The organism is Bradyrhizobium sp. USDA3516, assembly GCF_057651995.1.
Genome location: NZ_JBYGYN010000003.1, coordinates 279925 through 306618 on the forward strand (window position 1 = coordinate 279925; position 26694 = coordinate 306618).

General features: G+C 65.5%; 30 protein-coding genes. 14 read left to right on the forward strand and 16 right to left on the reverse strand.

All coding sequences use genetic code 11. From position 1 onward, the window contains the following. The first annotated feature begins 210 nt into the window (after positions 1 to 210). Positions 211 to 960, forward strand: a complete 750-nt coding sequence (locus AC24YW_RS11520) for an endonuclease domain-containing protein (RefSeq protein WP_487482841.1) — start codon at positions 211 to 213, stop codon at positions 958 to 960. Positions 961 to 1360: 400 nt separating this feature from the next. Further along, a complete protein-coding gene (locus tag AC24YW_RS11525; protein ID WP_487482842.1) occupies positions 1361 to 1753 on the forward strand; it encodes an HNH endonuclease in 393 nt (130 codons plus the stop codon). Between the two features lie 317 nt (positions 1754 to 2070). On the opposite strand, the gene AC24YW_RS11530 is transcribed toward AC24YW_RS11525, so the two are convergent. The 4 genes from AC24YW_RS11530 to AC24YW_RS11545 form a co-directional block, all read right to left on the reverse strand. After that, positions 2071 to 2259: a hypothetical protein gene (locus AC24YW_RS11530; RefSeq protein WP_487482843.1), complete on the reverse strand. Its 189-nt coding sequence runs from the start codon at positions 2257 to 2259 to the stop codon at positions 2071 to 2073. A gap of 300 nt (positions 2260 to 2559) precedes the next feature. Continuing rightward, on the reverse strand, positions 2560 to 2859 hold the full coding sequence (locus tag AC24YW_RS11535; RefSeq protein ID WP_487482844.1) for a winged helix-turn-helix domain-containing protein: 300 nt from the start codon (positions 2857 to 2859) through the stop codon (positions 2560 to 2562). A gap of 2 nt (positions 2860 to 2861) precedes the next feature. Beyond that, positions 2862 to 3413 carry a hypothetical protein gene (locus AC24YW_RS11540; protein WP_487482845.1) on the reverse strand — a complete coding sequence of 184 codons (552 nt, stop codon included), beginning with the start codon at positions 3411 to 3413 and terminating at the stop codon, positions 2862 to 2864. A 240-nt stretch (positions 3414 to 3653) separates the two neighbouring features. After that, a complete protein-coding gene (locus tag AC24YW_RS11545; protein WP_487482846.1) occupies positions 3654 to 4658 on the reverse strand; it encodes an alpha/beta hydrolase in 1005 nt (334 codons plus the stop codon). Between the two features lie 136 nt (positions 4659 to 4794). Between AC24YW_RS11545 and xseA the strand changes: the two genes are divergently transcribed. After that, the gene (xseA, locus tag AC24YW_RS11550) at positions 4795 to 6414 is read left to right on the forward strand and encodes an exodeoxyribonuclease VII large subunit (protein ID WP_487483294.1); all 1620 of its coding nucleotides are present in this window, start codon (positions 4795 to 4797) and stop codon (positions 6412 to 6414) included. Positions 6415 to 6593: 179 nt separating this feature from the next. Here xseA and AC24YW_RS11555 read toward each other — a convergent pair whose 3' ends face one another. After that, positions 6594 to 6740 carry a hypothetical protein gene (locus AC24YW_RS11555; RefSeq protein ID WP_487482847.1) on the reverse strand — a complete coding sequence of 49 codons (147 nt, stop codon included), beginning with the start codon at positions 6738 to 6740 and terminating at the stop codon, positions 6594 to 6596. A gap of 65 nt (positions 6741 to 6805) precedes the next feature. Beyond that, positions 6806 to 7588: a dienelactone hydrolase family protein gene (locus AC24YW_RS11560; protein WP_487482848.1), complete on the reverse strand. Its 783-nt coding sequence runs from the start codon at positions 7586 to 7588 to the stop codon at positions 6806 to 6808. A gap of 194 nt (positions 7589 to 7782) precedes the next feature. On the opposite strand from AC24YW_RS11560, the gene AC24YW_RS11565 reads away from it, so the two are divergent. From AC24YW_RS11565 to AC24YW_RS11575, 3 genes are all read left to right on the forward strand, one after another. Beyond that, on the forward strand, positions 7783 to 8007 hold the full coding sequence (locus tag AC24YW_RS11565; RefSeq protein WP_260372720.1) for a DUF2093 domain-containing protein: 225 nt from the start codon (positions 7783 to 7785) through the stop codon (positions 8005 to 8007). 76 nt (positions 8008 to 8083) lie between these two features. After that, complete coding sequence (locus AC24YW_RS11570) at positions 8084 to 8320, forward strand: hypothetical protein (RefSeq protein ID WP_487482849.1); 237 nt, start codon at positions 8084 to 8086, stop codon at positions 8318 to 8320. Positions 8321 to 8527: 207 nt separating this feature from the next. Beyond that, positions 8528 to 9013 (forward strand): hypothetical protein, encoded by a 486-nt coding sequence (locus AC24YW_RS11575; protein WP_487482850.1) that lies wholly within the window; start codon positions 8528 to 8530, stop codon positions 9011 to 9013. Positions 9014 to 9268: 255 nt separating this feature from the next. Here the strand turns inward: AC24YW_RS11575 and AC24YW_RS11580 are convergent, their stop codons facing one another. The 7 genes from AC24YW_RS11580 to AC24YW_RS11610 form a co-directional block, all read right to left on the reverse strand. Continuing rightward, a complete protein-coding gene (locus AC24YW_RS11580; RefSeq protein WP_172787163.1) occupies positions 9269 to 9604 on the reverse strand; it encodes a GYD domain-containing protein in 336 nt (111 codons plus the stop codon). A 261-nt stretch (positions 9605 to 9865) separates the two neighbouring features. After that, complete coding sequence (gene lpxK / locus AC24YW_RS11585; protein ID WP_487482851.1) at positions 9866 to 10882, reverse strand: tetraacyldisaccharide 4'-kinase; 1017 nt, start codon at positions 10880 to 10882, stop codon at positions 9866 to 9868. Further along, on the reverse strand, positions 10875 to 12221 hold the full coding sequence (locus AC24YW_RS11590) for a 3-deoxy-D-manno-octulosonic acid transferase (RefSeq protein ID WP_487482852.1): 1347 nt from the start codon (positions 12219 to 12221) through the stop codon (positions 10875 to 10877). Before AC24YW_RS11590 ends, lpxK begins: the two co-directional genes overlap by 8 nt. Further along, a complete protein-coding gene (locus AC24YW_RS11595; protein ID WP_487482853.1) occupies positions 12184 to 12903 on the reverse strand; it encodes a lysophospholipid acyltransferase family protein in 720 nt (239 codons plus the stop codon). Before AC24YW_RS11595 ends, AC24YW_RS11590 begins: the two co-directional genes overlap by 38 nt. Continuing rightward, entirely contained in the window at positions 12900 to 13142 is a 243-nt protein-coding gene (locus tag AC24YW_RS11600) for a DUF4170 domain-containing protein (protein WP_036009212.1), read from the reverse strand. Before AC24YW_RS11600 ends, AC24YW_RS11595 begins: the two co-directional genes overlap by 4 nt. A 59-nt stretch (positions 13143 to 13201) precedes the next feature. Further along, positions 13202 to 14020: a 3'(2'),5'-bisphosphate nucleotidase CysQ gene (locus AC24YW_RS11605; RefSeq protein WP_487482854.1), complete on the reverse strand. Its 819-nt coding sequence runs from the start codon at positions 14018 to 14020 to the stop codon at positions 13202 to 13204. After that, a complete protein-coding gene (locus AC24YW_RS11610) occupies positions 14007 to 15398 on the reverse strand; it encodes a TldD/PmbA family protein (RefSeq protein WP_487482855.1) in 1392 nt (463 codons plus the stop codon). Before AC24YW_RS11610 ends, AC24YW_RS11605 begins: the two co-directional genes overlap by 14 nt. A gap of 264 nt (positions 15399 to 15662) precedes the next feature. On the opposite strand from AC24YW_RS11610, the gene AC24YW_RS11615 reads away from it, so the two are divergent. Then, entirely contained in the window at positions 15663 to 16181 is a 519-nt protein-coding gene (locus tag AC24YW_RS11615; RefSeq protein ID WP_487482856.1) for a DUF6101 family protein, read from the forward strand. Between the two features lie 103 nt (positions 16182 to 16284). Here the strand turns inward: AC24YW_RS11615 and ubiA are convergent, their stop codons facing one another. Both ubiA and AC24YW_RS11625 read right to left on the reverse strand, forming a co-directional pair. Continuing rightward, on the reverse strand, positions 16285 to 17223 hold the full coding sequence (ubiA, locus tag AC24YW_RS11620) for a 4-hydroxybenzoate octaprenyltransferase (protein ID WP_487482857.1): 939 nt from the start codon (positions 17221 to 17223) through the stop codon (positions 16285 to 16287). Beyond that, positions 17220 to 17909, reverse strand: a complete 690-nt coding sequence (locus tag AC24YW_RS11625; protein ID WP_487482858.1) for a hypothetical protein — start codon at positions 17907 to 17909, stop codon at positions 17220 to 17222. Before AC24YW_RS11625 ends, ubiA begins: the two co-directional genes overlap by 4 nt. A gap of 211 nt (positions 17910 to 18120) precedes the next feature. Between AC24YW_RS11625 and AC24YW_RS11630 the strand changes: the two genes are divergently transcribed. From AC24YW_RS11630 to AC24YW_RS11655, 6 genes are all read left to right on the forward strand, one after another. Next, positions 18121 to 18876 carry a 16S rRNA (uracil(1498)-N(3))-methyltransferase gene (locus AC24YW_RS11630; protein WP_487482859.1) on the forward strand — a complete coding sequence of 252 codons (756 nt, stop codon included), beginning with the start codon at positions 18121 to 18123 and terminating at the stop codon, positions 18874 to 18876. A gap of 143 nt (positions 18877 to 19019) precedes the next feature. After that, the gene (locus tag AC24YW_RS11635; protein ID WP_487482860.1) at positions 19020 to 20171 is read left to right on the forward strand and encodes an ATP phosphoribosyltransferase regulatory subunit; all 1152 of its coding nucleotides are present in this window, start codon (positions 19020 to 19022) and stop codon (positions 20169 to 20171) included. Between the two features lie 4 nt (positions 20172 to 20175). Further along, positions 20176 to 21153, forward strand: coding sequence for an ATP phosphoribosyltransferase (gene hisG / locus AC24YW_RS11640; RefSeq protein ID WP_487482861.1), 978 nt, complete (start codon positions 20176 to 20178; stop codon positions 21151 to 21153). A gap of 93 nt (positions 21154 to 21246) precedes the next feature. After that, a complete protein-coding gene (locus AC24YW_RS11645) occupies positions 21247 to 22293 on the forward strand; it encodes a glycosyltransferase family 2 protein (protein WP_487482862.1) in 1047 nt (348 codons plus the stop codon). After that, positions 22290 to 23135 (forward strand): ChbG/HpnK family deacetylase, encoded by an 846-nt coding sequence (locus AC24YW_RS11650; RefSeq protein WP_487482863.1) that lies wholly within the window; start codon positions 22290 to 22292, stop codon positions 23133 to 23135. Before AC24YW_RS11645 ends, AC24YW_RS11650 begins: the two co-directional genes overlap by 4 nt. A gap of 123 nt (positions 23136 to 23258) precedes the next feature. Beyond that, positions 23259 to 24086: a DUF2076 domain-containing protein gene (locus tag AC24YW_RS11655; RefSeq protein WP_487482864.1), complete on the forward strand. Its 828-nt coding sequence runs from the start codon at positions 23259 to 23261 to the stop codon at positions 24084 to 24086. Between the two features lie 625 nt (positions 24087 to 24711). On the opposite strand, the gene AC24YW_RS11660 is transcribed toward AC24YW_RS11655, so the two are convergent. Further along, entirely contained in the window at positions 24712 to 25527 is an 816-nt protein-coding gene (locus AC24YW_RS11660; RefSeq protein ID WP_487482865.1) for a L,D-transpeptidase, read from the reverse strand. A 316-nt stretch (positions 25528 to 25843) separates the two neighbouring features. On the opposite strand from AC24YW_RS11660, the gene AC24YW_RS11665 reads away from it, so the two are divergent. Then, a complete protein-coding gene (locus AC24YW_RS11665; protein WP_487482866.1) occupies positions 25844 to 26629 on the forward strand; it encodes a protein phosphatase CheZ in 786 nt (261 codons plus the stop codon). The last annotated feature ends 65 nt before the right edge of the window (positions 26630 to 26694 follow it).

Here is a 26694-nt window from a genome sequence, read left to right on the forward strand (position 1 = left end):
GCCGCTACAAGGGAGGAAGATCAGGGGATTAGGGTGACACTGCAGTCCAGTGCATTGAATTCAAAGCTAAAGCATCAGTTGACATAATTTAGTCCACTACTGTCACCCTGATTCCGGCAGGCCCCGCCATAATTCATCCACCTTCTCCCCTACTTCTACCGAGAGCAGTGCTTATATCCTCCTGCACTTTATTCATCTCGGACAGAAGTAATGAGCTGGGTTCTTTGGAAGAAGCTTCCCCGCGGCTTGCTCAAGAAGCAGTTCAAGGCATGGGATCGGCTTGGCCCGGACGTCAAGCGTCTGGTCGTGCGGCTTGCCGAGGAGCAAAACTTCAAGTGTGTTCACTGTCCGCGCGAGCGCAACCTCATCATCGAACATGATCACGATCCCATATTCGGTGCCGGGGACAAGCTAACCGCGTTCAACATCCGCGGGCTTGTTTGCCAACGGTGCAATTGGCACCTCATGATTTACGAGAAAGACCTCAATGGAGAGTATCGAGGGTTCGACGACGTCGACAGCTACATTTCAGATGGTGAGTGGGAAAGGTACATCTATGCCTACGACAACCGAATCCTTGGGCTGTATGAAAGCCAGCTTGAAGACCAGATGGGTACCCTCAAATACTTGAGACGCCGAAACTTTCTGGACAAGTTTGATGATTGGAAAGAGTGGGGTCCCCGAAAGCAGTCCTATCCGTGGCAGTGGGGGTTTGACGAGATCAAGCAACGGAAGCGCAGTATCATCCGGACACCTGAGCAGTTCCTCAAGGCGCTTTCGGCCATCGCCGCGTACATTAAGAACGAGTTGGAAAAGGACCCCAGTTGGAGGCCGCCAGAAGAGGTGATGCCGACGCTTTTCAAGATCTTCAAGTTCCTAGAGGAAGTCTGGCCAGAAATCGAGCCATGCTACAAAGAATTGAAAGAAGCACGGACTGCAGTTGGTGTACCGACTGGCTAACAGCGTACACCTGCTTCCCCGCAATGATCTCCTGCAACGTCGCCACGTGCCGCACGAGGGCGCCAATGCTCTCAGAACGGCTCCGCCACGACGTCGACCTCGTACACGATCCGGCCCGTGTACCATCTGTTGGTGTGCGGATTGAGCCAGCCCGTAGGATGGGTTGAGCCCTTGCGAAACCCATCACACTTCTCTCGCAGAGTCCGCAAAGCTAGCCACCGAGTGCCAACCTCGCTTCATCGTCACTTGCGTCGGATGATAGCCGCGAAGACGTAGAGAGGGACTACGATAGCGATGGGTTTCGCAAGGGCTCAACCCATCCTACGAGCTGGATCAAGGTCTAAGTCCGGCGTTAAACGTGTGGTAGATCCAATGCGACCGTGAGAATCGGGGGCGCGAATTGACGCAAAGCAGCAGTTGGCGCGAGCGATATGAGCAACGCATTCGCAGTTCGCAGTGGAAGAACATGAAGCGCGATCTAATCCGGATCCGCGGCGATCGATGCGAGCGCTGCCACCTCAGCGCGACACTGGAATTGCATCACAAGACATACGAGCGATTTGGACGCGAACATTTGTCGGACCTCGAATTGCTTTGCCAGCGCTGCCACCCGATCGCCGATGCGGAACGTGCAGCGGCAGGCCGCCGCCGTTCGGCAGCAGCCCTCCACGATGCCGGCCTCGCGACGTTTGCGGAGAAGAAATACGGCGAGGATTGGGAAAGTGACCGCGACTACGAAGCGGTCTCAGAGGAATACGAGCAATGGTTGGAGCGCAAAGCGGATGAGTGGTAGTCCGTAGCAACGATTGAGCGGCGGCTGCTTTTTGCGCCTGCCTAACCTACCCTACTTAGCCGTCCGTCATTCGTCGTCACCTACAGTCGGATGACGGCCGCGATGATCGAGAGCAGGAGGAGGAAGGCGATGGGTTTCGCGAGGGCTCAACCCATCCTACGAGCTTGCTGGGTGCCCTCCTCGTTTCATCGCCACGTCAGGCTCGGCAATGACCCAGCCGATTGGGCCGGCGATCAGTCGGATGACGGCCGCGAATACGGTGGGCGGCGATAGAGCAGTAATGGGTTTCGCAAGGGCTCAACCCATCCTGCGAGCTTTCACCCTTTTTGTTTCTCTTCTGCGCTTTGTCCGTCGGAGCTTTTCGAGCGCTCTTCGAAACGATCAGCGCCCTTGGGCAGATCGTGGCCCATCTTGCGCTCGTTCTTCGCTTCGTCCCTGGACGCCGCTTCACGCAAGTCTTCGGCGGCCTGTTCGCCCGCCTTTGATGATTTTCGTTCGTCATCCATTGGTGGCTCCTCCCTGATAAGGACGCCATCCAGGAAGCTCGCTGGTCGATCCTGGATTGGACGTACCAACGTTCCAATCAGATCGCCTGGACATTGTTCCAGCCCGCAGGATGGGTTGAGCCGTGGCGAAGCCCATCCTACGAACCGTCATTCCGGGGCGCGCGCAGCGCGAGCTATGGTGCGCACTTGCGCACCTGAGAATCCATCGGGCCACAGCGTCGGCGGATGAATGGATTCCGGGCTCGTCGCTTCGCGACGCCGCGGAATGACAGAGGCGTGCGTCCGCATGACGGCGCAGCGCTAAACCTGCTTCCCCGCAATAATCTCCTGCAACGTCGCCACGTGCCGCGCGAACGCACCGCGGCCAGCCGCCGTCGCGGTCACCGTGGTCTGCGGCTTCTTCCCCACGAACGCCTTCTCCACCGACACATAGCCCGCCTTTGCCAGCGTCTCGATATGGGCGCCGAGATTGCCGTCGGTGGCGCCGGTCAGCTTCTTCAGGCGCACGAATTCCAGGCCGACCTCCGCAGGCAGCGCGTTCAGCGCGGCCATGATCTTCAGGCGCAGCGGCTGGTGGATGACGTCGTCGAGCTGGGCCATCGCTAGCTCCGCCGCATCCACAGGCCGCCGATCGTCAGGCCGCCGCCGTTGACGGCGGCCATCCACAACAGCAGCGACAGGCCGGGAACGAGGTAGTAGCCGATCAGGGTCAGCGCGACGATGGTGGCGCCGATGACGAGGAAGGCAGCGCCGAACCACACCCCGGCCAGCATGTAGAACAGCATGATGTAGATCGGCCAGAACGCCGTCTGCTGGCGCGGGGTGAATTGACCGAAATAGCAGACGAAGATGCCGAAGGCGGCGATCAGCAGGAATGCCAGCAGATAGCGGCCGTCGAACACCCGAATGCGGCTTCGAGACCGGTGATAGGCGCCGATGGCGACGAAGCCTATGATCGACACCGCGTAAAGGCCGATCCAGATATGGAGCCCATGGCGCGGCCAGAACCAGCCCGCGATGTTGCCGACGAATGCCAGCACGCCCCACATCAACAATGCCAGGCTGGACACTTGATAGATGACCGACTGCCGCACGCGGCGGACGGTGTCCTCGATGTCGGTCAACGCTTCGGAGGCCTGCTTGCTGTCGATCATGCCATCCTCTTCATACCGGGGCTGTCGGACATGACTCGCGGCGGGACCTGAGCACGCGCCTCGTCCTTCGAGACGACCGCTTCGCGGTCTCCTCAGGATGAGGCTCAGCTGCACCAGAACCCGTTGAAGCGTCTGCCGCAAACTCCGCCCTCATCCTGAGGGCCCGCCGCAGGCGGGCGTCTCGAAGGATGGCCGCGGGGAAACCCCTCCCTGCGATTGCTTTGCCGTCAACGGGGCACATCATGACTGCCCGCTCCCGCGCGTTGCCACGTCCTCAGCGATCGCGTTGACCGCCTTCGGGCTCGTCACCATGCCCATGTGGTTAACGCCGTCGATGATCTTGACGTCGACCGACGGCTTCACCGCCCGCACGGCCCCCGCATATTTGTCCGAGAGCATCATCTCATCGTCTGTGCCGCCGAAGATGGTCATCGGATGCGTCACGCCGGGCAAATCGACGCGGTAGCCGCGCGTTGCAAAGTTGCGCATCAGGCGGTCGGAATAGGTGGAGACGAGCAGCTTCTCCATGTTCGGCCGCACCGCGAAGGCGAGCACGGGCAAATGCGAGCAGCAGTCGATGCCGAGCTTGCGCAGCGCCGCAAGGCCGAGCAGGCGCGGAATGTCGGGATTGGCCCAGCCGCCGGAATTCGGCTTGTTGGTCGGCGCGTCGTAGCCGAGATAGGGCGCGACCAGCACGGTGCGCACGAACATGTCCTGCATGATCGGCGTGGCAGCGACGCGCAGCGAGAAGCCGGCGCCGGCGGAATGGCCGATCAGGGTCAGTGGCAGGTCGGGCGCGGTCTTGCGCACATGGGCGACGAAGTCGATGAGGTCGTCCTCGAGCTGGCCGACGTAGCCAATATCACCGCGCGTGCCGGAGCCGCCATGGCCGCGGATGTCGAGGGCCCAGGTCTCGACGCCGCGGGCGGCGATCGCCGCGGTCAGCGCGTGATTGACCGTGGCCGAAGAGCCGGAGGAGCCGTGGATGAAGATGGCGCCGCGATCGGTCCCCTTCGCCGCATAGTGCCGGAAACCGAGCCAGGTGCCGTCACGGGCCTGGAAGCGCTCGAGCGGCGGAAGCGTGGACCAGTCGATTCCCTTGCTGGAGTCGGACACCGAGCGCATCTCGGGCGGCCGCTGCAGCGGGTTCGCGATCATGGCGGCCAGGATCAGCGCCACGGCGCCGACCGCACACAGAGCCCATTTCAGGCCGTTCAAGACGCCGCGCAGCAACCGGATCGGCATGACTCACTCCTCAAACTCATCAATTTATAGAGAACTCTATAGTACAGAGTACTCTCCCGATCAACCCCCGGATTGGCGCTTCCTAACGAAAATCCTTAACGTCGGGTCTGACCCCAAAATGCCGAATCGTTTGCCGATGCCGCCTGCGGAACAACTGCTCAACGCGCCTGAATTCACCGTCTCTGAACTGTCGCTGTCCCTGAAGCGGACGGTCGAGGACGCGTTCGGCCATGTCCGCGTCCGCGGCGAGATCTCCGGCTTCCGCGGCGCCCATTCCTCCGGCCATTGCTATTTCGCGCTCAAGGACGAGAGCGCCAAGATCGAGGCGGTGATCTGGAAGGGCGTGCACTCCCGCATGCGCTTCAAGCCCCAGGAGGGGCTCGAGGTCATCGCCACCGGCAAGCTGACGACCTATCCAGGCTCCTCGAAATACCAGATCGTGATCGAGGCCTTGGAGCCGGCCGGCATCGGCGCGCTGATGGCACTGATGGAGGAGCGCAAGAAGAAGCTCGCCGCCGAGGGCCTGTTCGACGAGGCGCGCAAGCAGCTGCTGCCGTGGCTGCCGGAGGTGATCGGCGTCGTGACCTCGCCGACCGGCGCCGTCATCCGCGACATCCTGCACCGGTTGGAGGACCGCTTTCCCCGCCGCGTGCTGGTGTGGCCGGTGAAGGTGCAGGGCGACGGTTCGGCCGAGCAGGTCGCGGCCGCGATCCGCGGCTTCAACGCGCTGCCCGAGGGCGGCCGGATTCCGCGCCCTGATGTGCTGATCGTCGCGCGCGGCGGCGGCTCGCTGGAGGATCTCTGGTCGTTCAACGAGGAGATCGTGGTGCGCGCGGCCGCCGAGAGCATGATCCCGCTGATCTCGGCGGTGGGGCACGAGACCGACATCACCTTGATCGACTTCGTCGCCGACAAGCGCGCGCCGACGCCGACGGCGGCGGCCGAGATGGCCGTGCCGGTGCGCAGCGACCTGTTCGTCGAGGTCGGCGATCTCGGCCGCCGCACCCGCGCCTATTGGCAGCGCGCCCAGGAGAGCCGCCGCAGCGAGCTGCGCGCCGCCGCGCGCGCGCTGCCGGCGGCCGGCGATCTGCTCGCGATTCCGAGGCAGCGGCTGGATTCGGCGGGCGCGTCGCTGCCCCGCTGCCTCAAGGCCAACACGCATGCGCATTTCCGCCGCTTCACCGCGGCGAGCGCGAAGCTGACGCTGCGCGTGCTGCACGGCCAGATCTCGCAGGCCGATCATCGCCTCACCGTGTGCGGCGAGCGGCTCGGCCTCTCCGCGCGCTCGCTGCTGCGGCAGCGGCGCGACCGCTTTGCGGGCTTGCAGGTGCGCTTACGCGCCTCAAAACTTGCGAATGCGCAGGCGCAGCGCAACGCGATTGCCCGCCAGCGCGAGCGCACGCATCGTCTGACCGAGCGGGCAGAGCGCGCGCTCGTCACGCTGCTGCACCGGCTGGAGGCGCGGGTCGAGAACAGCGGCAAGCTGCTCTCCGCGCTGTCCTATCGCAGCGTGCTCGCGCGCGGCTTTGCGCTGGTGCGCGACGAGGCCGGGCATCCCGTGCATGCGGCCGACAGCGTCGGCCCCGGCGCGCGCGTCGAGATCGAGTTCGCGGACGGCCGCGTGGGGGCGACCGCGGATGCGGATCGCCCGGCGCCTGCGGCCAGGCGCGCGCCGGCGCAGCCGAAGGCGGCTGCGGAGACGAAGCCGGCACTGAGGCGCGCGGCGAAACCCGTGGATCAGGGCAGCTTGTTCTGAGGCAAGAGGACGCCGCTCCGCTCTCGGTGTCATTCCCCGCGAAGGCGGGGAATCCAGTACGTTGCAGCCTCTCGATGACTCACTGACATCTCGGAGTACTGGATCGCCCGGTCAAGCCGGGCGATGACAGCGCGTGTTGGGAACGCGCGTCGCCACAAATGCGTGGAAACAGCGTGCCTCTACCGGCACGACAATCCCGCCTCGATCGTGGTCCAGAAGCCGCAATGGTCCGGCGCGCGATGGGGGCCGGCGTGGGCTTCGAACAGCAGGATCGCGACGGTGAAGACGATCAGGGCGGAAGCGAAGAGCGTGATGCGTCCAGGCATGTGAGATGCGTTTAACCGACATCGTGGTCGAATGATGGCGAGGCCAAGGGCCGGCGGCGCCGCCCTCACCGTGCCAGCCACTGCGCGACATCCTTCTGCGCGGCGGCGCGGGCCGCGGCCTCTCCGTGCTCGGGCGCGGCGGCGGCGTGCAGCGGCGTGGCGGCACGATCGAGATCGTGATCGGCGCCGGGATAGACCACGATGCGCGCCAGCGCGCTGCGGCCGCGCGCGCCGTCCACCATCTGGCGGCAGGCCGGCGGCGACGACGCCTCGTCATCGGCGCCGATCAGGAGCAGCGTCGGCAGGCGCGTGCTCCAGCCGAGGCCCGCCGAGATCCGGCAGTCCGGATCGAACGCGATCGCCGCGCGGAAATCCGGGGTGCCATCGCGGCCGGCGCTCTGCGGACGCACCGCCCAGAGCAGCGCGTTCGCACCATTGGCCCAGCCGATCAGGCTGATGCGATCCTGCGCCACGAAAGGCTGCCGCAGCAGCCAGGCGCGGGCGGCCGCGATATCGGCGACGCGCTCGCGCCGCGCCTTGACGTGCATCTCCTTGACGCGGCATTGCGGGCCGAGCTCGCGCGAGCCGTAGCTGTCGGGCAGCAGCACGGCGTTGCCCGCCTTGAGCAGGCGCACGGCCCAATCGCGATAGCGCGGCAGCACGGGCTCGGAATGGCCGCCGAGCCCGCCGCAGCCGTGCAGCGCGATCACGGCCGGAAACGGCCCCGCCCCCGCGGGCTTGTAGAGCTGCGCGTGGAGTACGCCGGAGGGAAGCGGAATCTCGACCGGCTGCGGGTCCTCGGCGGCGTGCGCGGCCGACATCAGCAGCGTCAGGAACAGGGCGATCATCGGAGTCTGCCGCAGCAGCTGCCGGAACCGGCGCCCGTTCAACTGAAGCGATATCACGCGAAAACGGCGGCAAATCATCACGAACCGGTGGGTTTAACGGGCGGACAAGCCACCCCATCTATGCTACATCCCGTCCAACACATCGTGCCTTCCACGGCTTGCCATGGAGAGGCCTCCCACGGAGACTTTCGACCGTGCTGAACAAGTTCGGCCCCTCGGGCCATGGCGAAGCGCAGGTGCAATATCTCGACGGCGATTTCCGCGTGATCTCGCCGGGGACCTTCGTGCGCTGTGCGATCACCGACGTCCGCATCCCGCTCGACGAGCTGAAATACTGGAGCGTCGATCTGCAGGAGGCCTATGCCACGCCCGCCGCGGTGCTGCAGCGGCACTTTCCCGGCGCGCTGAAGCAGCCGTGATCCTTCGGCTCGCTTCATCCTCGTAGGGTGGACAAAGCGACTTGTCCCCCGAAGCTCGCAGAGCGAAGGCGGAAGCGTGCCCACCTTCGTCGTCTCGATTGCGAAGAGATGGTGGGCACGGCGCTTTGCGCCTTTGCCCACCCTGCGAGACCGGGTTCGTGGCGCCGTCGTGCTGTTGCTGCTCGGGACCATCAGTGCCCACGCAATTCTCGATCACGCTTCTGCGCGCCTCGCCGACGGCCTTCTGATCGATCGTCGACACACAAGGCTGGCGGCGATACCTGCATGCGACAGTTTCATCGAACTCTCCTGATCGTCCGACACTGGTAGGAGGGTTGCGATGAATGAGGCGTGAATGGCTAGCTGCGGTTGCGGTCGATGAGGGAATGGCAGCTGACCTGCCGCTGTCGTTGCACCAGTTGCGCCGCCTATCGCGAGGTATGGACGCGATGATGGCGCGAAGCTGAAGTGCGAGTCTCACAGCTGAATCATCTCAGTCGTGCCAACCTGCGTGCATTGAATGTTCCTTGCACTCCGAGATAAATCATTTCGCGCTGTGGTTGGATTTTTTTTGCAGTTCCGCTTCTTTAAGTTGTTTGACGAAGTCTTGCTGAACAGAGAGCTGCTATATCGCACGCCAGGTAACCGGCCCCCGTTCCTTTTTTATCGCACAGGCAATCGACCAACCAATCAGCCACTGAGCTCTGGAATTGGGACGGTCTGTGAACGGGCTCATATGAAGAGCCATTTAGCGGGCTACGATCACCTCGAAATTCAGCGGTGGAACATCTGTAAATCAAATCAAGCGATGGGGGTGACCATGCCCGCCATTTTCGACCTGCTCTATCGTGAATATTGCCGCGCCCGTCTCGCAGAAATGCGCAAACAGCTTCTGATCGCAGCTGAGCGCGCTGAAGCTGTCGCAGCGGATCATTATCCCGCGACGCTGAGTGACGATGAGAGAACGGACCCGCACCGCAAGACCGATCTCGGCCTGCCGAATTGAAGCGGCTCCAACACCGGCGATCACTCCCGCGTAGCAGTGGCCAAGCAATTGGCAACAGTTTGGGAGACGGCAATGAATACACCCGAATGCTACACCGTCGTCGTCGCCTGCATGTCGTGCCTGACCATCATCGGATTGATGGCCGCGGGTGCGTGGTGAACATGCTCCTCGCTCGTTGCAGACATGATTCCGGCTTCGACATGAGTACAGCCGCCGCGTCGTCCGACGGCGGCGGCTGCGCTTTGGATCTGGAGATCAGCTTCCCGGCGGCGAATAGGAAGGACGCAGCTTCGCCGCGTTCTGGCGGACCTGCTTGATCTCGTCCTGCGTGAACAACCGAACCAGCTTCACGTTCTGCAGCGTGCCGGCCGTGACGGTCAGGCCGGAAATGGCCGGAGCCGCACTGGGATCAGGCACATCGAAAATGACGAGGACGCCGGGGCCGTCGGCCGCGACGCTGTACATCGAGACCAACTTTCCACCGGCCGCTTCGATGAGCTTTCGAGCTGCCTCCTGGCGATTGGTCGTGGGATTCTCCAAAATGGCATTGAGAGCGCGTGGCGTGTATTGTCCGGTGAGGCAAAAATGCATGGCATGTTCTCCTCTGAACTGTTGGCAATGACTTTCCGTGCCGTTGCGAACTGGTCGTTACGGCCGCTGCACCTGACATGATGAAGATTCGTTGCCCGCCGTGGGCATCAACGCCGTCGATGATTTCCGGGAGTTCGGCACGTCCCGGTGACGGCTCTCATGCAAAGCTACATCAACTCCCGAAGGCGCGGAAGAAGATTCGCCAGCAGCGACATTTCACGCTTCGCGACTAGGGCAGAGACGTTGCCTCACGTTGCGAGATCAGCGCGCACTGAACCTTCGCTCGCGCGCCTTGTAGAGATGGTCGCCGATCAATTGCCGCACCTTTGCCGGGTCGTCGAACTCGAGCTGAACCGCGAACGGCACGATGCCGTCAGGCACGCCTTCGCGGCCGCGCAAGCGCGCAAGATCCTTTTCCGTGGTCACCAGCGTGAGCTGCTGGCGCAGCGCCTCCGCTGCGAGCGCCGCGATCTCGCCGTCCGAAAACACGTGGTGGTCGGCGAAGGCGCGCGTGCGCGCCACGTCGATGCCGCTCGCACGCAAGGTGCGGAAGAAACGTTCGGGATCGCCGATGCCGGCGAAGGCGAACACCCGCTTGCCGGATAGCGGCGCCAGCGAGGCCGCATCCGGCTTCAGGCGCGCGCGCAGCTCGGGCTTGTTCCGCTTCGCGATCTCCGCCGCGACATCGCCCGCGGCATTGCCGTCGCCGATCAGCACCAGCGCGTCGGTGCGCGCGAGCTGCGCCGCGAGCGACGCGCGCAGGGGCCCCGCGGGAAACACCGCGCCGTTGCCGAGGCCGCGCTCGCCGTCGATCACGATCAGCGAGGCGTCCTTGAGCAGAGCAGGATTCTGGAAGCCGTCGTCCATCAGGATCAATGTGGCGCCTTGCGACTTCGCCAGCGCGACGCCGTCGAGGCGGTCGCGCGCGACCACGACCGCAACGTCGCGCGCCATCATCAGGGGCTCGTCGCCGACATCGGCCGCGCCATGACGCTCGCGGTCGACCATCACAGGCCCCTTCAGGCGCCCGCCATAGCCACGGCTGAGCACCACCGGCGTCTCGCCGAGCTCGCGCAGGAGCTTGGTCAGCGCCAGCACGGTCGGCGTCTTGCCGGCACCGCCGACATGGTAGTTGCCGACGCAGATCACGGGGATGCCGGCGTCCACGCCCCGGCGCAGCATGCGCCGTGCAGTGATCGCGCCGTAGACGGCTCCGAGCGGCCATAGCGCGTACGATTGGAGGGAACGTGGCCGGTACCAAAAGGCCGGCTCACGCATTGGCGGCCCCCATCTCGATCCGCAACTGCAACAGATACGGCTCGAGCGCGGTCATGGTGCGATCGAGCGCACCGCCGAGCTGCTCGACCACGCCCGTGCCTGCGCGCTGCATCTTGTCGCGCATGGCGGGGTCGGCCAGCAGCTGACCGAGCTGCTTGACCAGCGCCTCCTGCGTCTCGGCCTGCCGCGCCCCGCCGCTGCCATCGAGCGCCTCATAGACGTCGGCGAAGTTGAACACGTGCGGACCGTGGACGATCGCGGCGCCCAGCTTGATCGCCTCGATCGGGTTCTGCCCGCCATGGTGGATCAGCGATCCGCCCATGAACACGATTGCCGAGAGCCGATAGAACAGGCCGAGCTCGCCCATGGTGTCGGCGACATAGACGTCGGTCGTCGCCGTCGGCAGCTCCTCGCGCGAGCGCAGGGCCGGCTTCAGGCCCGACGCCGTGACGAGGCCTGCGATCGAGGAGCCGCGATCCGGATGCCGCGGCACGATCACGGTGAGAAGCTGTGGGAAGAAGCCGGAGAGGCTGCGATGCGCCGCGACCAGCATCTCGTCCTCGCCCGGGTGGGTCGAGGCCGCGACGATGATCGGCCGCCCGCGCGTCATCGCCATCAGCCGTTCGAGCTTGGCGGGATCGGCCGGCGGCGCGGGCACGTCGAGCTTGAGATTGCCCGTGGTGACGACGTCGCGGCCACCGAGCGCGGCAAAGCGCTCGGCGTCCAGCTTCGACTGCGCAAGGCAGATGTCGAACCGCGATAGCAGCGCCGAGATGGTGCCGTGCATGCGCCGCCAGCGCGGGAACGAACGCGGCGACATCCGCCCGTTGATCAGCACCATCGGCACCCGCCGCGCCGCGCCGGCGAGGATCAGGTTCGGCCATAGATCGGATTCGATGAACAGCGCCAGCGACGGCTTCCAATGATCGAGGAAGCGCGCGACATAGCGCGGCGAGTCATATGGCAGGTATTGATGGATGACGTCGGGCGGAAAGCGCTTTGCGACGACCGCGGCCGAGGTGACGGTGCCCGAGGTGAGCAGGATGCGCAGATTGAGATCGCGCAGGCGCTCGATCAGGGCGGCTGCCGCCAGCACCTCGCCGACGCTGGCGCCGTGGATCCAGACCAGCGGGCCATGCGGCCGCACGTCGCGGGACAGGCCCCGCCGCTCGCCGACGCGTGCGGGATCCTCCTTGCCCTGCTTCAGCCGCCGCTTGATCAGCGCAGGCGCAAGCGGCATCAGGCCGGCGGCCAGGCGCCGGTACATCCGCAGCGTGATCGGCAGCGCAATGGGCAGCGACTTAGACATCTTCCGGTCCCGGGCGGCCGAGCTGCGCATAGGCGCGCCTGGTCGCCTCGTTCAACGTGTCTTCCAGCTCCTGCCGCAACGTCTCCATCATGGCAGCGTCGGCGTCCGCGGGAACGTGGATCTCCTTGATGCCGACCAAAGCGCCCCGCCCGAATGGCAAATTGATGGTGGTGCGGTCCCAGTTCTTCAGCCGGACGAAGCGGCTGGTCGCCATCGCGAAAGGCATGATCGGCCGTCCCGATTCCCGTGCCAGCATGATAATGCCGAGCCCGGCCACGCGCGAGCGCTTGGGGACATCGGCGGTCAGCGCGACATTACAACCGGCCTGGAGCGTCCGCACCATTTCCTTGAAGGCGCCGACGCCGCCTTTACGGTGAAACGCGCCGCCATGGTCGCCGGAACCGCGGATGGTGCCGATCCCGAGCCGCTCGGCGGCGATCGCATTGAACTCGCCGTCGCGGTGCCGGGAGATCAGCACCTTGGCCTGATAGGAGGCCTTGTCCTGGTTCTTGATGAAGGGCGTCAGGAAATGCTGGCCGTGCCAGAACGCGAAGATCGCAGGGAGCTGCGGCTCGACCCGTTCGTAGACCTCGGGCGGATCGAACGTGAAGGTGCTGGTCCGCCAAACCAGACGCAGATATTCGGCCGCCAGGACCCCGACGGCACGCTGAAACCAGCTGCTTCGCAGCGTATTGCGAAGCAGTTTCTTCAACGCGCCGGTTCTTGGTTCGGATCGAGCAGCCGATGCAGGTGGACGATGAAGTAGCGCATCTGCGCGTTGTCGACCGTGCTCTGCGCCTTGGCCCGCCAGGCGGCGTGGGCGGTGGCATAGTTCGGATAGAGGCCGACGATGTCGACCTCGTCCAGATTCTTGAAGGTGTTGTGCTCGAGATCGACGAGCTCGCCGCCGATGACGAGGTGGAGCAGTTGTTGCGGGGCACTATCTGGCATGAGTTCTGTTCCTAACGGGCTGCCCGGCAAAGCAGTGTTCGAGAAGCACGACGAAGCGCCTAGGCCAAGGGACGGTTGCGAAAATGCGCGACGATGCCCGCATGACGTTCGCGTCCCGCTGCCACCAGCACCCCGTGCGCCACTTCCCGGCGGTTATAGAGGATGGGTTCTCCGGAGAGGTCGCTCATCCTACCATCCGCTTCCTGCACGATCAAATCGGCTGCCGCAAGGTCCCAATCATGGCTGTTGCCACCCGCAAAAGCCGCATCCAGCGCGCCATGGGCAACCCGGCACAGCCGCAGCGCCAGCGACCCGATCCGCCGATGCAGCTTGATCTCACCGAGTGACGGCTTCAGCCGCTCGACCAGCGGCTTCGGGCCGGCGACGCGGGCGAAGTCGAGCTCGGATCCGCTCGTCGCGCGCACCGGCTTGTCGTTGAGCGTCGTGCCCCGGCCGCGCGTTGCGAAGAAGAATTCGTCGGTGGCCGGGGCGAACACAGCGGCAAGCACTGGCGATGCGTCCGCCACCAACGCGACGCTGACGCACCATTCGTCGTGGCCGCCGAGATAATTGCGCGTGCCGTCGATGGGATCGACGATCCAGGTCAGCCGCCGCGACAGCCGCGCCGCATCGTCGGCGCTCTCCTCGGACAGCCAGCCATATTCGGGCGTCGCGGCGCGCAGGCGCGATTCGAGCAGATCGTTGACGGCGATGTCCGCCTCCGACACCGGCGAAGACGCGCCCTTGGTCCACTTCCTCAGCTCGGTGCGGAACATCGACTGCGCCAGCGCGCCCGCCTCCCGCACCGTGTCCTTCAGCAGCGCCGCGTCGCGGGTCAGGATGGTGTCGTCGAGAGAGTGCGCGTCAGCGTCCGCCAAGCGTCAAGCCCTCGATGCGCACCGTCGGCGCATTGACGCCGTAGCGGAATTCGAGATTGTTCGCCGGCTGCATCGACTTGAAGATGTCGAACAGGTGCCCGGCGATCGTCACCTCGCTGACGGGATAGGTGAGCTCGCCGTTCTCGATCCAGAAGCCGGAGGCGCCGCGGCTGTAATCGCCGGTGACGCCGTTGACGCCGGAGCCGATCAGGTCGGTGACGTAGAAGCCCTGCTTGATGTCGGCGATCAGCTCGGCGGGCGTTGGCGTGCCGGGCTCGAGATGCAAATTGTACGGCCCCGGCGAGGGCGAGGAGGACACGCCGCGATGGGCGTGACCCGTGGTGGCGAGGCCGAGCTCGCGCGCGGTGGCGCAGTCGAGCAGCCAGGTCGTCAGCACGCCGTCGTCGACCAGCGCGGTCCGCTTCACCGCGACGCCTTCGGCATCGAAGGTCTGCGAGCGCAGGCCGCGCTTGCGCAAGGGATCGTCGATGATGCGGATGTTCTTCGCAAACAGCTGCTGGCCGAGCTTGTCCTTCAGGAAGCTGGTCTTGCGCGCGATCGAGGCGCCGTTGATGGCGCCGACGAGATGGCCGACCAGGGAGCCGGCGACGCGCGGATCGAACACCACCGGGACCTTGCAGGTCTCGACCTTGCGCGGATTGGAGCGCGCCACGGTGCGCTCGCCGGCGGAGCGGCCGACGACCTCCGGCGACAGCAGATCGGCGCCGTGCGGCGCCGAGGTGAAGTCGTAGTCGCGCTCCATGCCGGTGCCTTCGCCCGAGATGGCGGTGGCGGAGATGCCCTGGCTGGAGCGCAGGTAGGAGCCGTGGAAGCCGGTCGAGGTGACGAGCACCATGCCGCCAATGCCTGATGATGCCGAAGCGCCGCCGGACTTGGTCACGCCCTTGACGCCAAGCGCGGCAGCTTCGGCCGCGAGCGCGCGGCGCTCGAGCTCGGCGGTCGTCGGCACGGCAGGATCGAGCAGGTCGAGATCGGGGAAGTCGCGCGCGAGCAGCGCAGGATCGGCGAGGCCGACATATTTGTCGTCGGGCGCGACGCGCGCCATCGCCACCGCGCGCTCGGCGAGCTTGGTGACGGCATCGCCGCTGACGTCGTTGGTGGAGACCACCGCCTGGCGCTGGCCGACCAGCACGCGCAGGCCGACATCGTCGCCCTCGGACCGCTCGGATTCCTCGACGCGTCCGTCGCGGACCTCGACGCCCTGCGAGACGCCGCGCACCGCGACCGCGTCGGCCGCATCCGCGCCGGCGCGCCTGGCCGCCTCGACCAGCCGCTGCGCGAGATCGGAGAGCGCGGACTGATCGAACAGGTCGCGATTGGCGGTAGGCGAAAGCGTCGAGCTTGGTGAAGAGTTCACGAACGAAATCCTGTTGGGGCGGGGTTCGGGACCGGAACCCACAGATGTGCCCTGATAGCGCGGACTTCAAGCATTTTCAGCCCGCCAAAAGCTCAGATTCGCGACGCCGGCGCAACGTCTCGTCAATCATGCGCGCCAAGGTCTTGTCAATCATGAGGACCGAGTGACGGTGGGTTAACCAGCCTTTTTAAGCGGTTTCGGACCGCCCCGCGCTAGGCTCCTCGCATCGACCGGGAACATAATCCCGGCGGGGAGAACGAAGCCGTGAGGCGTCAAACAGCAACATGCGGGGTCCACCCCGCCGGGTCGAGCCGCTCCCTGCGGCTCGACCCTCTTTCCCTTCCGGTCCGCTTCGATGCGCATGACCCGCGCGCCGACGGACATGTCAGGCAGATCGAGCTTCATCGCGAGCGCGTCGTGCTGCGCCGTGCCGTGCGCGGCATGCAGATGGCGATCAACGTGCGCGTTGCCGACTTCACCGGCGTTGCGCTCCGCGGCAACGACGAGGCGCAGACGCTCGTCCTCGTGCACCGCGATCCTTCGCTATCCATCCCGCTGCTGATCAGCACTGACGCTGACGAGATCGCGCAGGCCTGGGCGATCTGGAGCGAGATCTTCGCGCTGCCGCAGCTCGACGAAGGTGCGCGCAAACCCGCACCACGCCGCCGCCGCGCCAACGCGATCCGCGCCCGCCGCCCGAAATTCCTGATGCGCCGGCGCAGCGCAATGGCGCGCGAGCTGCCGGTTCATCAGGGCGAGCGCGAGATCATCGCGAGGCATTAAACAGCGATCGCAGGTGCCGTAGGGTGGGCAAAGCGAAGCGTGCCCACGTTTTTGTCGATCATTGAGAGAACGTGGGCACGGCGCAAGGGCGCCTTTGCCCACCCTACGAGAGCTGCGCCCGCAGCACGGCGTCCGCGAGCAATCCCGCAAACAATAGCAGACCCGCATGCTTGTTCGACTTGAACAGGCGCAGGCACAGTTCGGGATCGTTGATGCGCAGCCGCGCGATCTGCCAGGCCAGATGCGCGGCGAAGGCGGCAAGCCCGAGCCAGGCCAGCCAGCGCGCTTCGCCAGATGCCAGCGCGACGCCGATCAGCATCACCGCGAGACCGTAGAACAGGACCAGCGCCTGACGCGTATGCGCGCCGAACAGGCGCGCGGTCGACTTGATGCCGATCAGCGCGTCGTCCTCGGCATCCTGATGCGCGTAGATCGTGTCATAGCCGATCACCCAGGAGATCGCGCCGGCATAGAGCACGAGCGCGGTGGCGTCGATGCGGCCGAAGGTGACGGCAAACCCCATCAACGCGCCCCAGGAGAAGGCGAGCCCGAGCACGATCTGCGGCCACCAGGTGATGCGCTTCATGAAAGGATAGATCGCGACGATCAGGAGCGAGGCGATGCCCGTTGCGATCGCGAAGCGGTTGAACTGCAGCAGCACCACGAGGCCGATCAGTGCCTGCACAGCCATCCAAGCCAGCGCCTGCTTCGTGCTGACCTGCCCCGACGGCAGCGGCCGCGAGCGCGTGCGCTCGACCTTGTCGTCGAGGTCGCGATCGGTGATGTCGTTCCAGGTGCAGCCGGCTCCGCGCATGACGAAAGCGCCGATGAAGAACAGCACGATGGCGAGCGGCAGGCCGCGAATGTCATGCGCCATGCCGGCGGCCAGCGCCGCCGACCACCAGCATGGCATCAGGAGAAGCCAGGAGCCGATCGGGCGATCGAAACGGGACAGTCGCAGGTAAGGCCGCGCCCAATGCGGCGCGAGCGTATCGACCCAGTTGCCGGTGGAATCGGCAACGCGGGCGGATGTATCGCTCATCGGGTCAGGACGTTGCCGTTGAGCGTATCGAAGGTGCTGCCGCCCTTCTTGCCGGCATTGGCCTCGGGCGCCGAGCCGGAGCCCAGCACCTCGCTCAGCGACGGACCGGCCGGACCGCGCGGCTGGTTCTGCATCTGCTGCGCGACGTTGCAGACCTTCGTCGCCATGGCCTCGGTGTTCTTGTGACCGTCCTTCAGCTGCGCACCAATCTGCGGCGGGATTCCACATTTGGCGGCATTGGTCTCGATGTACTTGATCATCTTGACTTCAGCCTGGCTGAAATTGCGGATCAGCTTGCAGGCCTCGTCCGGCGCCGCGTGACGGTCGCTCGCGGCCTTGATCAGCTTGCCGCGCTTCTCGGCTTCCTCGCGCAGCGGAATGAAGGCCTTCATGCAGTCCTCGCCGGGACCGGCCTGCGTCGGCGGAGCGGCGCTGAAGGCGCCGGCGCCGCCGATCGGGGCAGCACCGTTCACCGGAAAGGACGATTGCGGCGCAGTGCCAATTGACGCGCTCGGCGCCGCACCGTTGACCGGAGGAAATGGCGAACTGGCGGCAGCCTGGTTGGGCAGCGGCGCGGGAAACGCGCTTTGCGCATGAGCGCCCACACCACTGGCGACCAAGGCGGTGGCGACCAAGGTGGTGGCAACCATGGCGGCAGTGACAGGAACCATCAATTGACGGATCATCAAGATAGTCTCTCCGGCAGGAGGAGCTTACGGGGTTCAGAGCTTCCCAATTGAAGCGCGACCAGCGCGTTCGCGTTTCTACGATTCCCGCCGGCGCTTAACAACCCGTGGAATAGGGCGAGAGCGCGGCGCTGGGACGCACCAGTTCGGCAATATTTACCCCGGAATGGCGCCTTTCGGTTAAGAACGGCCGGTAATCGGACCCCGAGCGATGCCTTCCCACGATTTTCGTGCCCCCCGCCTGTTCGTCGATGCCCCCCTGGCCCAGGATGCCAGGGTGCCGCTCGACCGCGACCAGAGCAATTACCTCGGCAATGTGCTGCGGCTGGCGGCCGGGGCCGAGGTCCTGGCCTTCAACGGCAGGGATGGCGAGTGGCAGGCCGCCATCGAGGGCCGCAAGCGGCCGGACGGCCTCGTGATCCTGCAGCAGACCCGGCCCCAGGACCGGCTCGCTGACCTCACCTACGTCTTCGCCCCACTCAAGCATGCCCGGCTGGATTACATGGTGCAGAAGGCCATCGAGATGGGCGCCGCCGCCCTGCAGCCGGTCCTGACCCGGTTTACCCAGGCCTCCCGGGTCAATACCGAGCGGATGCGCGCCAATGTGGTCGAGGCGGCCGAGCAATGCGGCATCCTCAGCATCGCCAGCGTGGCCGAGCCGGTGCCGCTGGAGCGCTTCCTGAGCCAGCGTCGCGCCGACCGGTTGCTGATCTTCTGCGACGAGGCAGCGGAGGTCCAGGATCCCATTCAGAGCCTGCAGGGCGCACGCGAGAGCGGACAGGGCATCGACGTGCTGATCGGCCCCGAGGGCGGTTTTGCCGGGGAAGAGCGGGCGCTCTTGCTGCGCCAGCCCAAGATCCTGCGGCTGGCGCTCGGCCCCCGCATCATGCGGGCGGACACCGCCGCGGTGGCGGCGCTGGCGCTGGTGCAGGCGGTGCTGGGTGATTGGAGCGGAAAGGCCAGCTAGCTTCGTCAGCAAACGCATGGCGAATGAGCCGCTCGTTAAGCGATTGATCCTTTGGAGGTCGAAACCGCTGTCGGGCCATGCTAAGGGCTGCGCCAATTCGCCTCCCCTTGCCTGCCCGGTTCCGCCGGGACGATGGACCCGAGATGACCGCGACTGCCACCTCAAATGCTGCCGGCTCCGCCGCCTGGGCGGATACGCTGCTCTTGTCGTTTGCGCAGGCGGGCTATGTCAGGGCCGAGCCCGCCATCCTGCAACCGGCCGAGCCGTTCCTGGACCTCTCCGGCGAGGACATCCGCAAGAGCCTGTACCTGACCACCGACCTCTCCGGCGAGGAGCTGTGCCTGCGCCCGGACCTGACCATTCCTGTCGCGCGCGACTATCTGGCCTCGGGGCGCGCCGGCCAGCCGGCGGGGTTCAGCTATCTCGGCCCGGTGTTCCGCTACCGCAGCGGCCAGGCCCGTGAATTCCTCCAGGCCGGCATCGAATCGTTCGCCCGTCAGGATCGCGCCGCGGCCGACGCCGAGATGCTGGCGCTGGGACTGGAGGCGACGGCCGCCTTCGGCGTCCGCGACGTCGAGATCCGCACCGGCGATGTCGCCTTGTTCAATGCGCTGCTCGACGCGCTCAACCTCTATCCGGTCTGGCGCCGCCGCCTGGTCAAGGATTTCAACCGCAAGATCAGCCTGGAGCAGGATCTGGAGCGGCTGGCGGCCGCGACCAAAGCGACGCGCAGCGAGTATGAGGGCGTGCTGGCGGCCCTTGCCGGCTCCGACCGCAAGGCGGCGCTCGCCTTCGTCACCGATCTGATGTCGATCGCCGGCACCACCAATGTCGGCGGCCGCACCACGGCCGAGATCGCCGACCGCTTCCTCGAGCAATCGACACTGAAGGGCGGCGCGCTGCCGCGCGAGGCCATTACCGTGCTCAAGCGCTTCCTGTCGATCGCAGGCAATCCCGACGATGCCATCGCCGAGTTGCGCGCACTCACCACCGACGCGAAGCTCGATCTCGCATCCGCGATCGATCAGTTCGAGAGCCGGGTCGGCTTCATGGCCGCGCGCGGCATCGACGTGAAGCAGACCCGTTTCTCCACCGCGTTCGGGCGCGGGCTCGACTATTACACCGGCTTCGAGTTCGAGCTGCATCACAGCGGCAACGGCGCCGAGCCGCTGGTCGCCGGCGGCCGCTACGACGGGTTGATGACCCAGCTCGGCTCCGCCGAGCCGATCCCCGCTGTCGGCTTCTCGGTCTGGGTGGAAGCGCTGAACCGGATCGGCCGCAAGGTGGGAGCGTAAAGTCATGAGCGCGCCATTCGTTCTGGCCGTTCCCTCCAAGGGCCGCCTGCAGGAAAACACCGAAGCCTTCTTTGCCCGTGCCGGCCTCAAGCTGTCGAAGGCCGGCGGTGTCCGCGACTACCGCGGCACCATCGCGGGGCTCGACAATGTCGAGGTCGCCTATCTCTCGGCGAGCGAGATCGCCTCGCAATTGTCGCGCGGCTTCGCCCATCTCGGCGTAACCGGCGAAGACCTGGTCCGCGAGAACATCGCCGATGCCGACAAGCGCGTATCGCTGATCGAGGGGCTCGGCTTCGGCTATGCCGACGTCGTCGTCGCGGTGCCGCAGGCCTGGATCGACGTCCGCACCATGGCCGACCTCGACGACGTCACCACCGGCTTCCGCGAGCAGCATCACATGCGGATGCGGGTCGCGACCAAGTTCGTCAACCTCACCCGCGGCTTCTTCCAGGCTCACGGCATCAGCGATTACCGCATCGTCGAAAGCGCGGGCGCCACCGAAGGCGCGCCGGCGGCCGGCAGCGCCGAGCTGATCGTCGACATCACCACGACCGGCGCGACGCTTGCCGCCAACGGCCTGCGGGTGCTCGACGACGGCGTGATCCTGCGCAGCCAGGCCAATCTGGTCGCCGCCAAGGAGGCCGACTGGTCGCCGCAGGCGCGCGAGACGGCGCGTGTCATCCTCGATCACATCGCAGCACGGGCGCGGGCCAACAAGTACCGCGAGGTCCGCACCCGCTTCCGGCAATGCGACGCCGCCCTGCTGGGGGAAGCCCACAGCCGGTTCGGCGTGGAGGCCCCGTTCGGCGGTCCAACCTCGTCAGGCATGCTGACCCTGCACTGCCCGCCGGGGCAGCTCTACGCGCTGGCGAGCTTCCTGCGCGAGCATGGCGCCGAGACCGTCTCGGTGGTCTCGCTCGACTACGTGTTCGACCGGGAGAACCCGCTGTTCGCCAAGCTCGAGGCGTTCCTGCGGCGATGAACGTTTTCGAGCAGCTCCGTTCAGCGTAGCGACAGCAAACGGCTGCTACCATATGCTGTTGAGAAGACCTAAACACCTCTGGAACCTCGATCGATGACGCTGGGCTCTGACGTTTCCGGCATGACGACCACAGCAAGCAACGCCGCAGCGAAGGGGTTGTCGATCGTCATCCCCGTCTACAACGAGGCGGCGGGCCTCACCGCTCTGCACCAGCGCATCTGCGAGCTCGCCAAGACCCTGCGGCAGCGCTACCGCCTGTCTTGCGAGGTCGTCTATGTCGACGACGGCAGCAAGGATGCGACGCTGTCGATCGCGCGGTCATTGCCGGCCGACGCCGTCGACGTTCAGGTGGTGTCGCTGTCGCGCAATTTCGGCAAGGAGGCCGCGCTGATGGCGGGCCTGGACCATGCCCGCCTCGGCGCCGTCATGTTCATGGACGGCGACGGCCAGCATCCGCCAGCGCTGGTCGAACAGCTGGTGCGGCACTGGATCGATGACGGCTATGACGTCGTCTACACCGCCAAGGCGCATCGCGACAACGAGCCGTTCCTGCGCCGGGTCGCGGTGCACGGCTTCTACGCGCTGATCAATTGGGGCGCCCGTCAGAAGATTCCGGAGGACGCCGGCGATTTCCGCCTGCTGTCGCCGCGCGCGGTCGCGGCGCTGAGGCAGTTGCCGGAGCGCAACCGCTTCTTCAAGGGCCTCGCCAGCTGGATCGGTTTCCGCCAGATCCGCGTCGACTACGAGCCCGCGGCGCGCTCCCATGGCGTCACCACCTTCAACGCCGCGAGCCTGCTCGGCCTCTCGATCGAGGGTCTGACCTCGTTTTCGGTTGCACCCCTGCGCTTCGCCAGCCTGCTCGGCGTCATTCTCGCCGGCGGCGCCTTCCTGTTCGGCCTGTCGATCCTCTGGGAAGTGTTCACGACCGGCAAACAGGTGCCTGGCTATCCCTCGCTCGTAATCGGCCTGATGACGATCGGCGGCGTGCAGCTCATCATGATCGGAATCGTCGGCGAATATATCGGCAAGATCCTCTCCGAGCTGAAGGCGCGTCCGATCTACTTCGTCGCCGAGCACAGCGAGAAGCATTTCGAAGCCGGCAAGGCCGATGAGGCCGCGAGCAGGACGGCAGCCGAATGAACGTGGCCGCGAGGGCGCGGCGGATCTGGCTCTGCGCCGACGATTACGGCATCAGCCCGGGCGTCAACCGCGCCATCCGCGACCTGATCGAACGCGGCCGCCTCAACGCCACCTCGGTGATGATGGTGGGGCCCGCGATCGCGCGCAGCGACGTCGAGGCTCTGCAGGCTTCGGCAACGCAAAGCCCGCGATGCGCGATCGGACTGCACGTGACGCTGTCGGCGCCGTTCCGGCCGCTCACCATGCATTTCCGCCCCTTGGACGGCGACATGTTCCTGGCCTTTCCCAAATTGCTGCGCGCCGGACTGATGCGCCGGCTCGACCGTGAATTCATCCGCAACGAGGTGAAGGCGCAGCTGGCCGCCTTCATGGACGCGTTCGGACGCGCCCCCGACTTCGTCGACGGTCACCAGCACGTGCAGCTCTTCCCGCAGGTGCGCGACGGCTTCGTCGATGCGGTGGTCGAGGCTGCGCCGAAGGCCTGGGTGCGCCAGGGCGGCCGCGACCTGCCGCTTCGGCAGCGGCTGGCCTCACCGAAGGCCCTGGTGCTCGATGGCCTCAGCGCGCAATTCCGCCGCCGCGCCGGCAGCGCCGGCCTCAACTTCAACCCCGGCTTCGCCGGCGCCTATGATTTCACCCGGGCTGCCGATTTCGGCGCGCTGATGCGGCAATTCCTGGACGGCCTTCCCGACGGCGGCCTCGTGATGTGCCATCCCGGCTTCGTCGATGATGTCCTCACCGGCCTCGATCCCATGACCGACGTTCGCGAGCGCGAACATGGCTATCTCGCGAGCGATGCCTTCGCGCGCCTGCTGGCGGATAGCAACGTGACATTGGGATGAATGGCGAAAAGCGGGCCAGAGGCAGCTTGTCGCATACCGAAATTTAATCCGGACGGCACTGTTGGGGCCACAATGGAACCCTACATCTCCAGCGCGCTTGGTTTGGCGCGAAGGAGACAGATCATGACGCCGCAGGAACGCCAGCTCGTCGACGACCTTTTCGACCGGCTTTCGAAGCTGGAAAATGCACCGCGCGATCCCGATGCGATCGCCGCGATCTCCGACGGCCTGCGCAAGGCGCCCGGCGCTGTCTACGCGCTGGTGCAGACCACGCTGGTTCAGGACGAAGCGCTGAAGCGCGCCAATGCCCGCATCCAGGAGCTGGAAGCGGCCCACGCGCCCGAGCAGGCGCAGTCCGGCGGCTTCCTCGACACCATGCGCGATACATTGTTTGGCGGCGGCCCGTCGCGCGGCTCGGTTCCGAATGTGCCGCAGCGTGAGCAGCGGCCGGCATGGAACACCGCACAGGCGATGCCGCAGGGCCAGCCGGGCTATGGTGCACCGCCGCCCTATGGGCAGGCTTACGGACAAGGTCAGGGTTTTGGCGCTCCGCCGGTCGGCGGTGGCGGCGGCGGATCGTTCCTCGGCACGGCCGCGGCGGCCGCGGCCGGCGTCGTCGGCGGCTCGCTTCTGCTCTCCAGCATCCGCGGCATGATGGGCGGCGGATCGCACCAGCAGGGCTTCGGCGACAGCAATGCGCTCGGCGAGCGCAGCGCCGGCGGAAGCCCCTGGGGCGGCAGCGACCAGTCCGGTGGCTCGCTCGCGCAACAAGCCGGTCTCGATGATCTCGGCTCGAACCGGGAGTCCCGCCAGGGCTTCTTCGACCAGGCGTCGAATGACCGCGACAACAACGACCAGAACTACAGCGACCATCGAGACGACAGCTTCGACACGGCGGCCGACGACAGTGACTTCGGCGGCGATGACGATGGCGGCAGCGATTACGCGTAGGCTATTCGACCAAGAGATGTGGAACGGCCGCCTCCGGGCGGCCGATTTCTTTTCCAGCAGAGCTCAATGCGCGCCTCCTCTCCGACCACACGCCACGAGGCCATTCGATATAATATGACTAGTGCATGCGCAGTCGGACAGCACCGTGCACCGTCACCATACAGAGCGAAATCGCCCGCCAACACACGCCGCCGTAGACTCCCGGATTTCCAAATTTGGACATGGGTGTTCAACTGGAAGAACACGTTGCTTATGCCACACTGCGTGGCTGCCTCTCTTGGCTACAGTCGGGAGTTTCAAGAATGAGCCCATTTCAACAGCGCATCGCGAACCTGAGCGACGTCACAACCCATCTCATCATCGAACTGTACGAATTGGAGGGATTGCACGAGCGCCTCAGGAAGGCAGAGCTGTCGGTGCGGCGGTTGAAGCGCTCGGCTCGCGCACCGCATTCGGCTTCATCAACTCGTCGTCGCCGCTCCGCTGTCCCTCGTCCTGGGTCGAAGCACCGTCGGCAGATGTGACCATCCAGGCACGCGTGCGGCAGCGGCACCCCCCTTCGATGCCGCGCAATTCGAGCCGACGCGGCACGCGGATTTCATCGCTCCATCGCACGCATGACGCTTCACATCACCACGACCTTGGTGCCGACGTTGACGCGGCCATAGAGGTCGATGACGTCCTCGTTGCGCATGCGGATGCAGCCGGAGGAGACGTTGGTGCCGATGGTCCAGGGCTCGTTGGAGCCGTGGATGCGGTAGAGCGTCGATCCCAGATACATCGCGCGGGCACCGAGCGGATTTTCCGGGCCGCCTTCCATGTGCCTGGGAAGATCGGGCCGGCGCGCGAGCATTTCCGCCGGCGGCGTCCAGTCCGGCCATTCGCGCTTGGCGGTGATCGATTTCACGCCGGACCAGGTGAAGCCGGGACGGCCGACGCCGATGCCGTAGCGCAGTGCCCGGCCGTTGCCCTCGACGAGATAGAGGAACTTGTTCGGCGTATCGACCACGATCGTGCCGGGACTTTCCTTGCCGCTATAGTCAACGAGTTGTTTCTCGAATTTTGGGTCGAACGGACGCTGCCGCGGATCGACCGCCTCCTGCTGCAGAGACGCGCCCTGCTGATATCCACCCTGCATCTGCGGCTCGCCCATCGGCGGCAGGCGCCGCTGGTCGTAATAGCCCGGCTGCTGCTGATACACCGGCTGCTCCGGCGCGTAGGCCGGGCCGCGGCCGGGGCCGTCGCCGAACAGAAACTCGATGAAGCCGCCGCCCATGTTGGAATGGGACGCGACGCGCACCGGTGCCGGCGGCACGCGCGGCTGGTACAGCACCGCGGGCGGATCGTTCGGCACGCTGTTGTCGAAGGCGCTGGCGTCGTTCGCGCCGGCCATGAAGGTGCAAGCGCTGCCGAGCAGCGCGACAGACATTTTCTTGAACATCGACGTACTCTGTACTGTTTCGTCTAGATCACACGCGTCGTGGAGAGCCGGTGGCTGATCCGCGCCCTTCGACGTGGTCAATAAAAGGCAAAAGCCGTTTTGTTTGGTAAACGGAAAGGGCGTTTGGATTCACCACGTCGCAAACGCGCCTGCAATTTGGCGATCAGCGTTTATTTTCGATGAATCCCGCGCGATGATGGTTAATCGCTTCTTTGCAGGGCGTCGCGCGCCGCTGCACAACAGTTCCTGCTGTGAACTTCGTGTTAAATCGCTTCTGGCTACAAAGACGCGTGAGTGAGGTGGGGGGAGTATCCTGATGGCTGTTCACCGCAAGCGTTTTCGCGTCGAAGATATCGTCGGTGGCGAGATGCCCATTGTAGACGTAACTGAAGAGGCTCCCCCGATGCATAGCGAGATCATGGCCGAGCTGCGCGCGATCCGCGCCCAGATGGCGAAGGGCATCGTCGCGGCCCCGCTGTCCGGCAGCGCCGCCATGGCGGCGATCGACGCCTCGACAGCGCACGAGCTTTCCGAAGCGCGCACCATGCTCGAGACCTACCGGGCGCAGATCGAGCAATGCGAGAAGCTGAAGGTCGAACTCGACCTCATCCACGACGCCATCGACCGCACCAAGCGCGAGATCGCGACGCTGCACGGCAAGAGCTTCGACGGCGGCGAGATGGCCAAGGTCAACGGCGAACTCGGCGCGGTGGTGGGCGGCACCGAGCAGGCGACCCAGCAGATCCTCGAAGCCGCGGAATCGATCGACCAGGCCGCCAGCGCGATGTCCAAGGTGGACTCGATCGATCAGCAGAAGCGCCTTGCCGACGACATCCAGGAGCGCGTCATCTCGATCTTCGAAGCCTGCAACTTCCAGGACCTGACCGGCCAGCGCATCAGCAAGGTCATGGGCACGATGAAGTTCATCGAGCAGCATATCAACGCAATGATGGAGATCTGGGGCGGCGTCGACGCGATCAAGTCCCATGTGCCCGCGCAGGTCGACAACCGCAGCGAGGACGAGAAGCTCCTCAACGGCCCCAAGCTCGCCGGCGACGTCGGCCACGCCTCGCAGGACGACATCGACGCACTGTTCGACTGAGCGGCGACGACATAGGAATAACAAAACGCCGGCCTTGGGGCCGGCGTTTTTTGTTTACCCGTCAT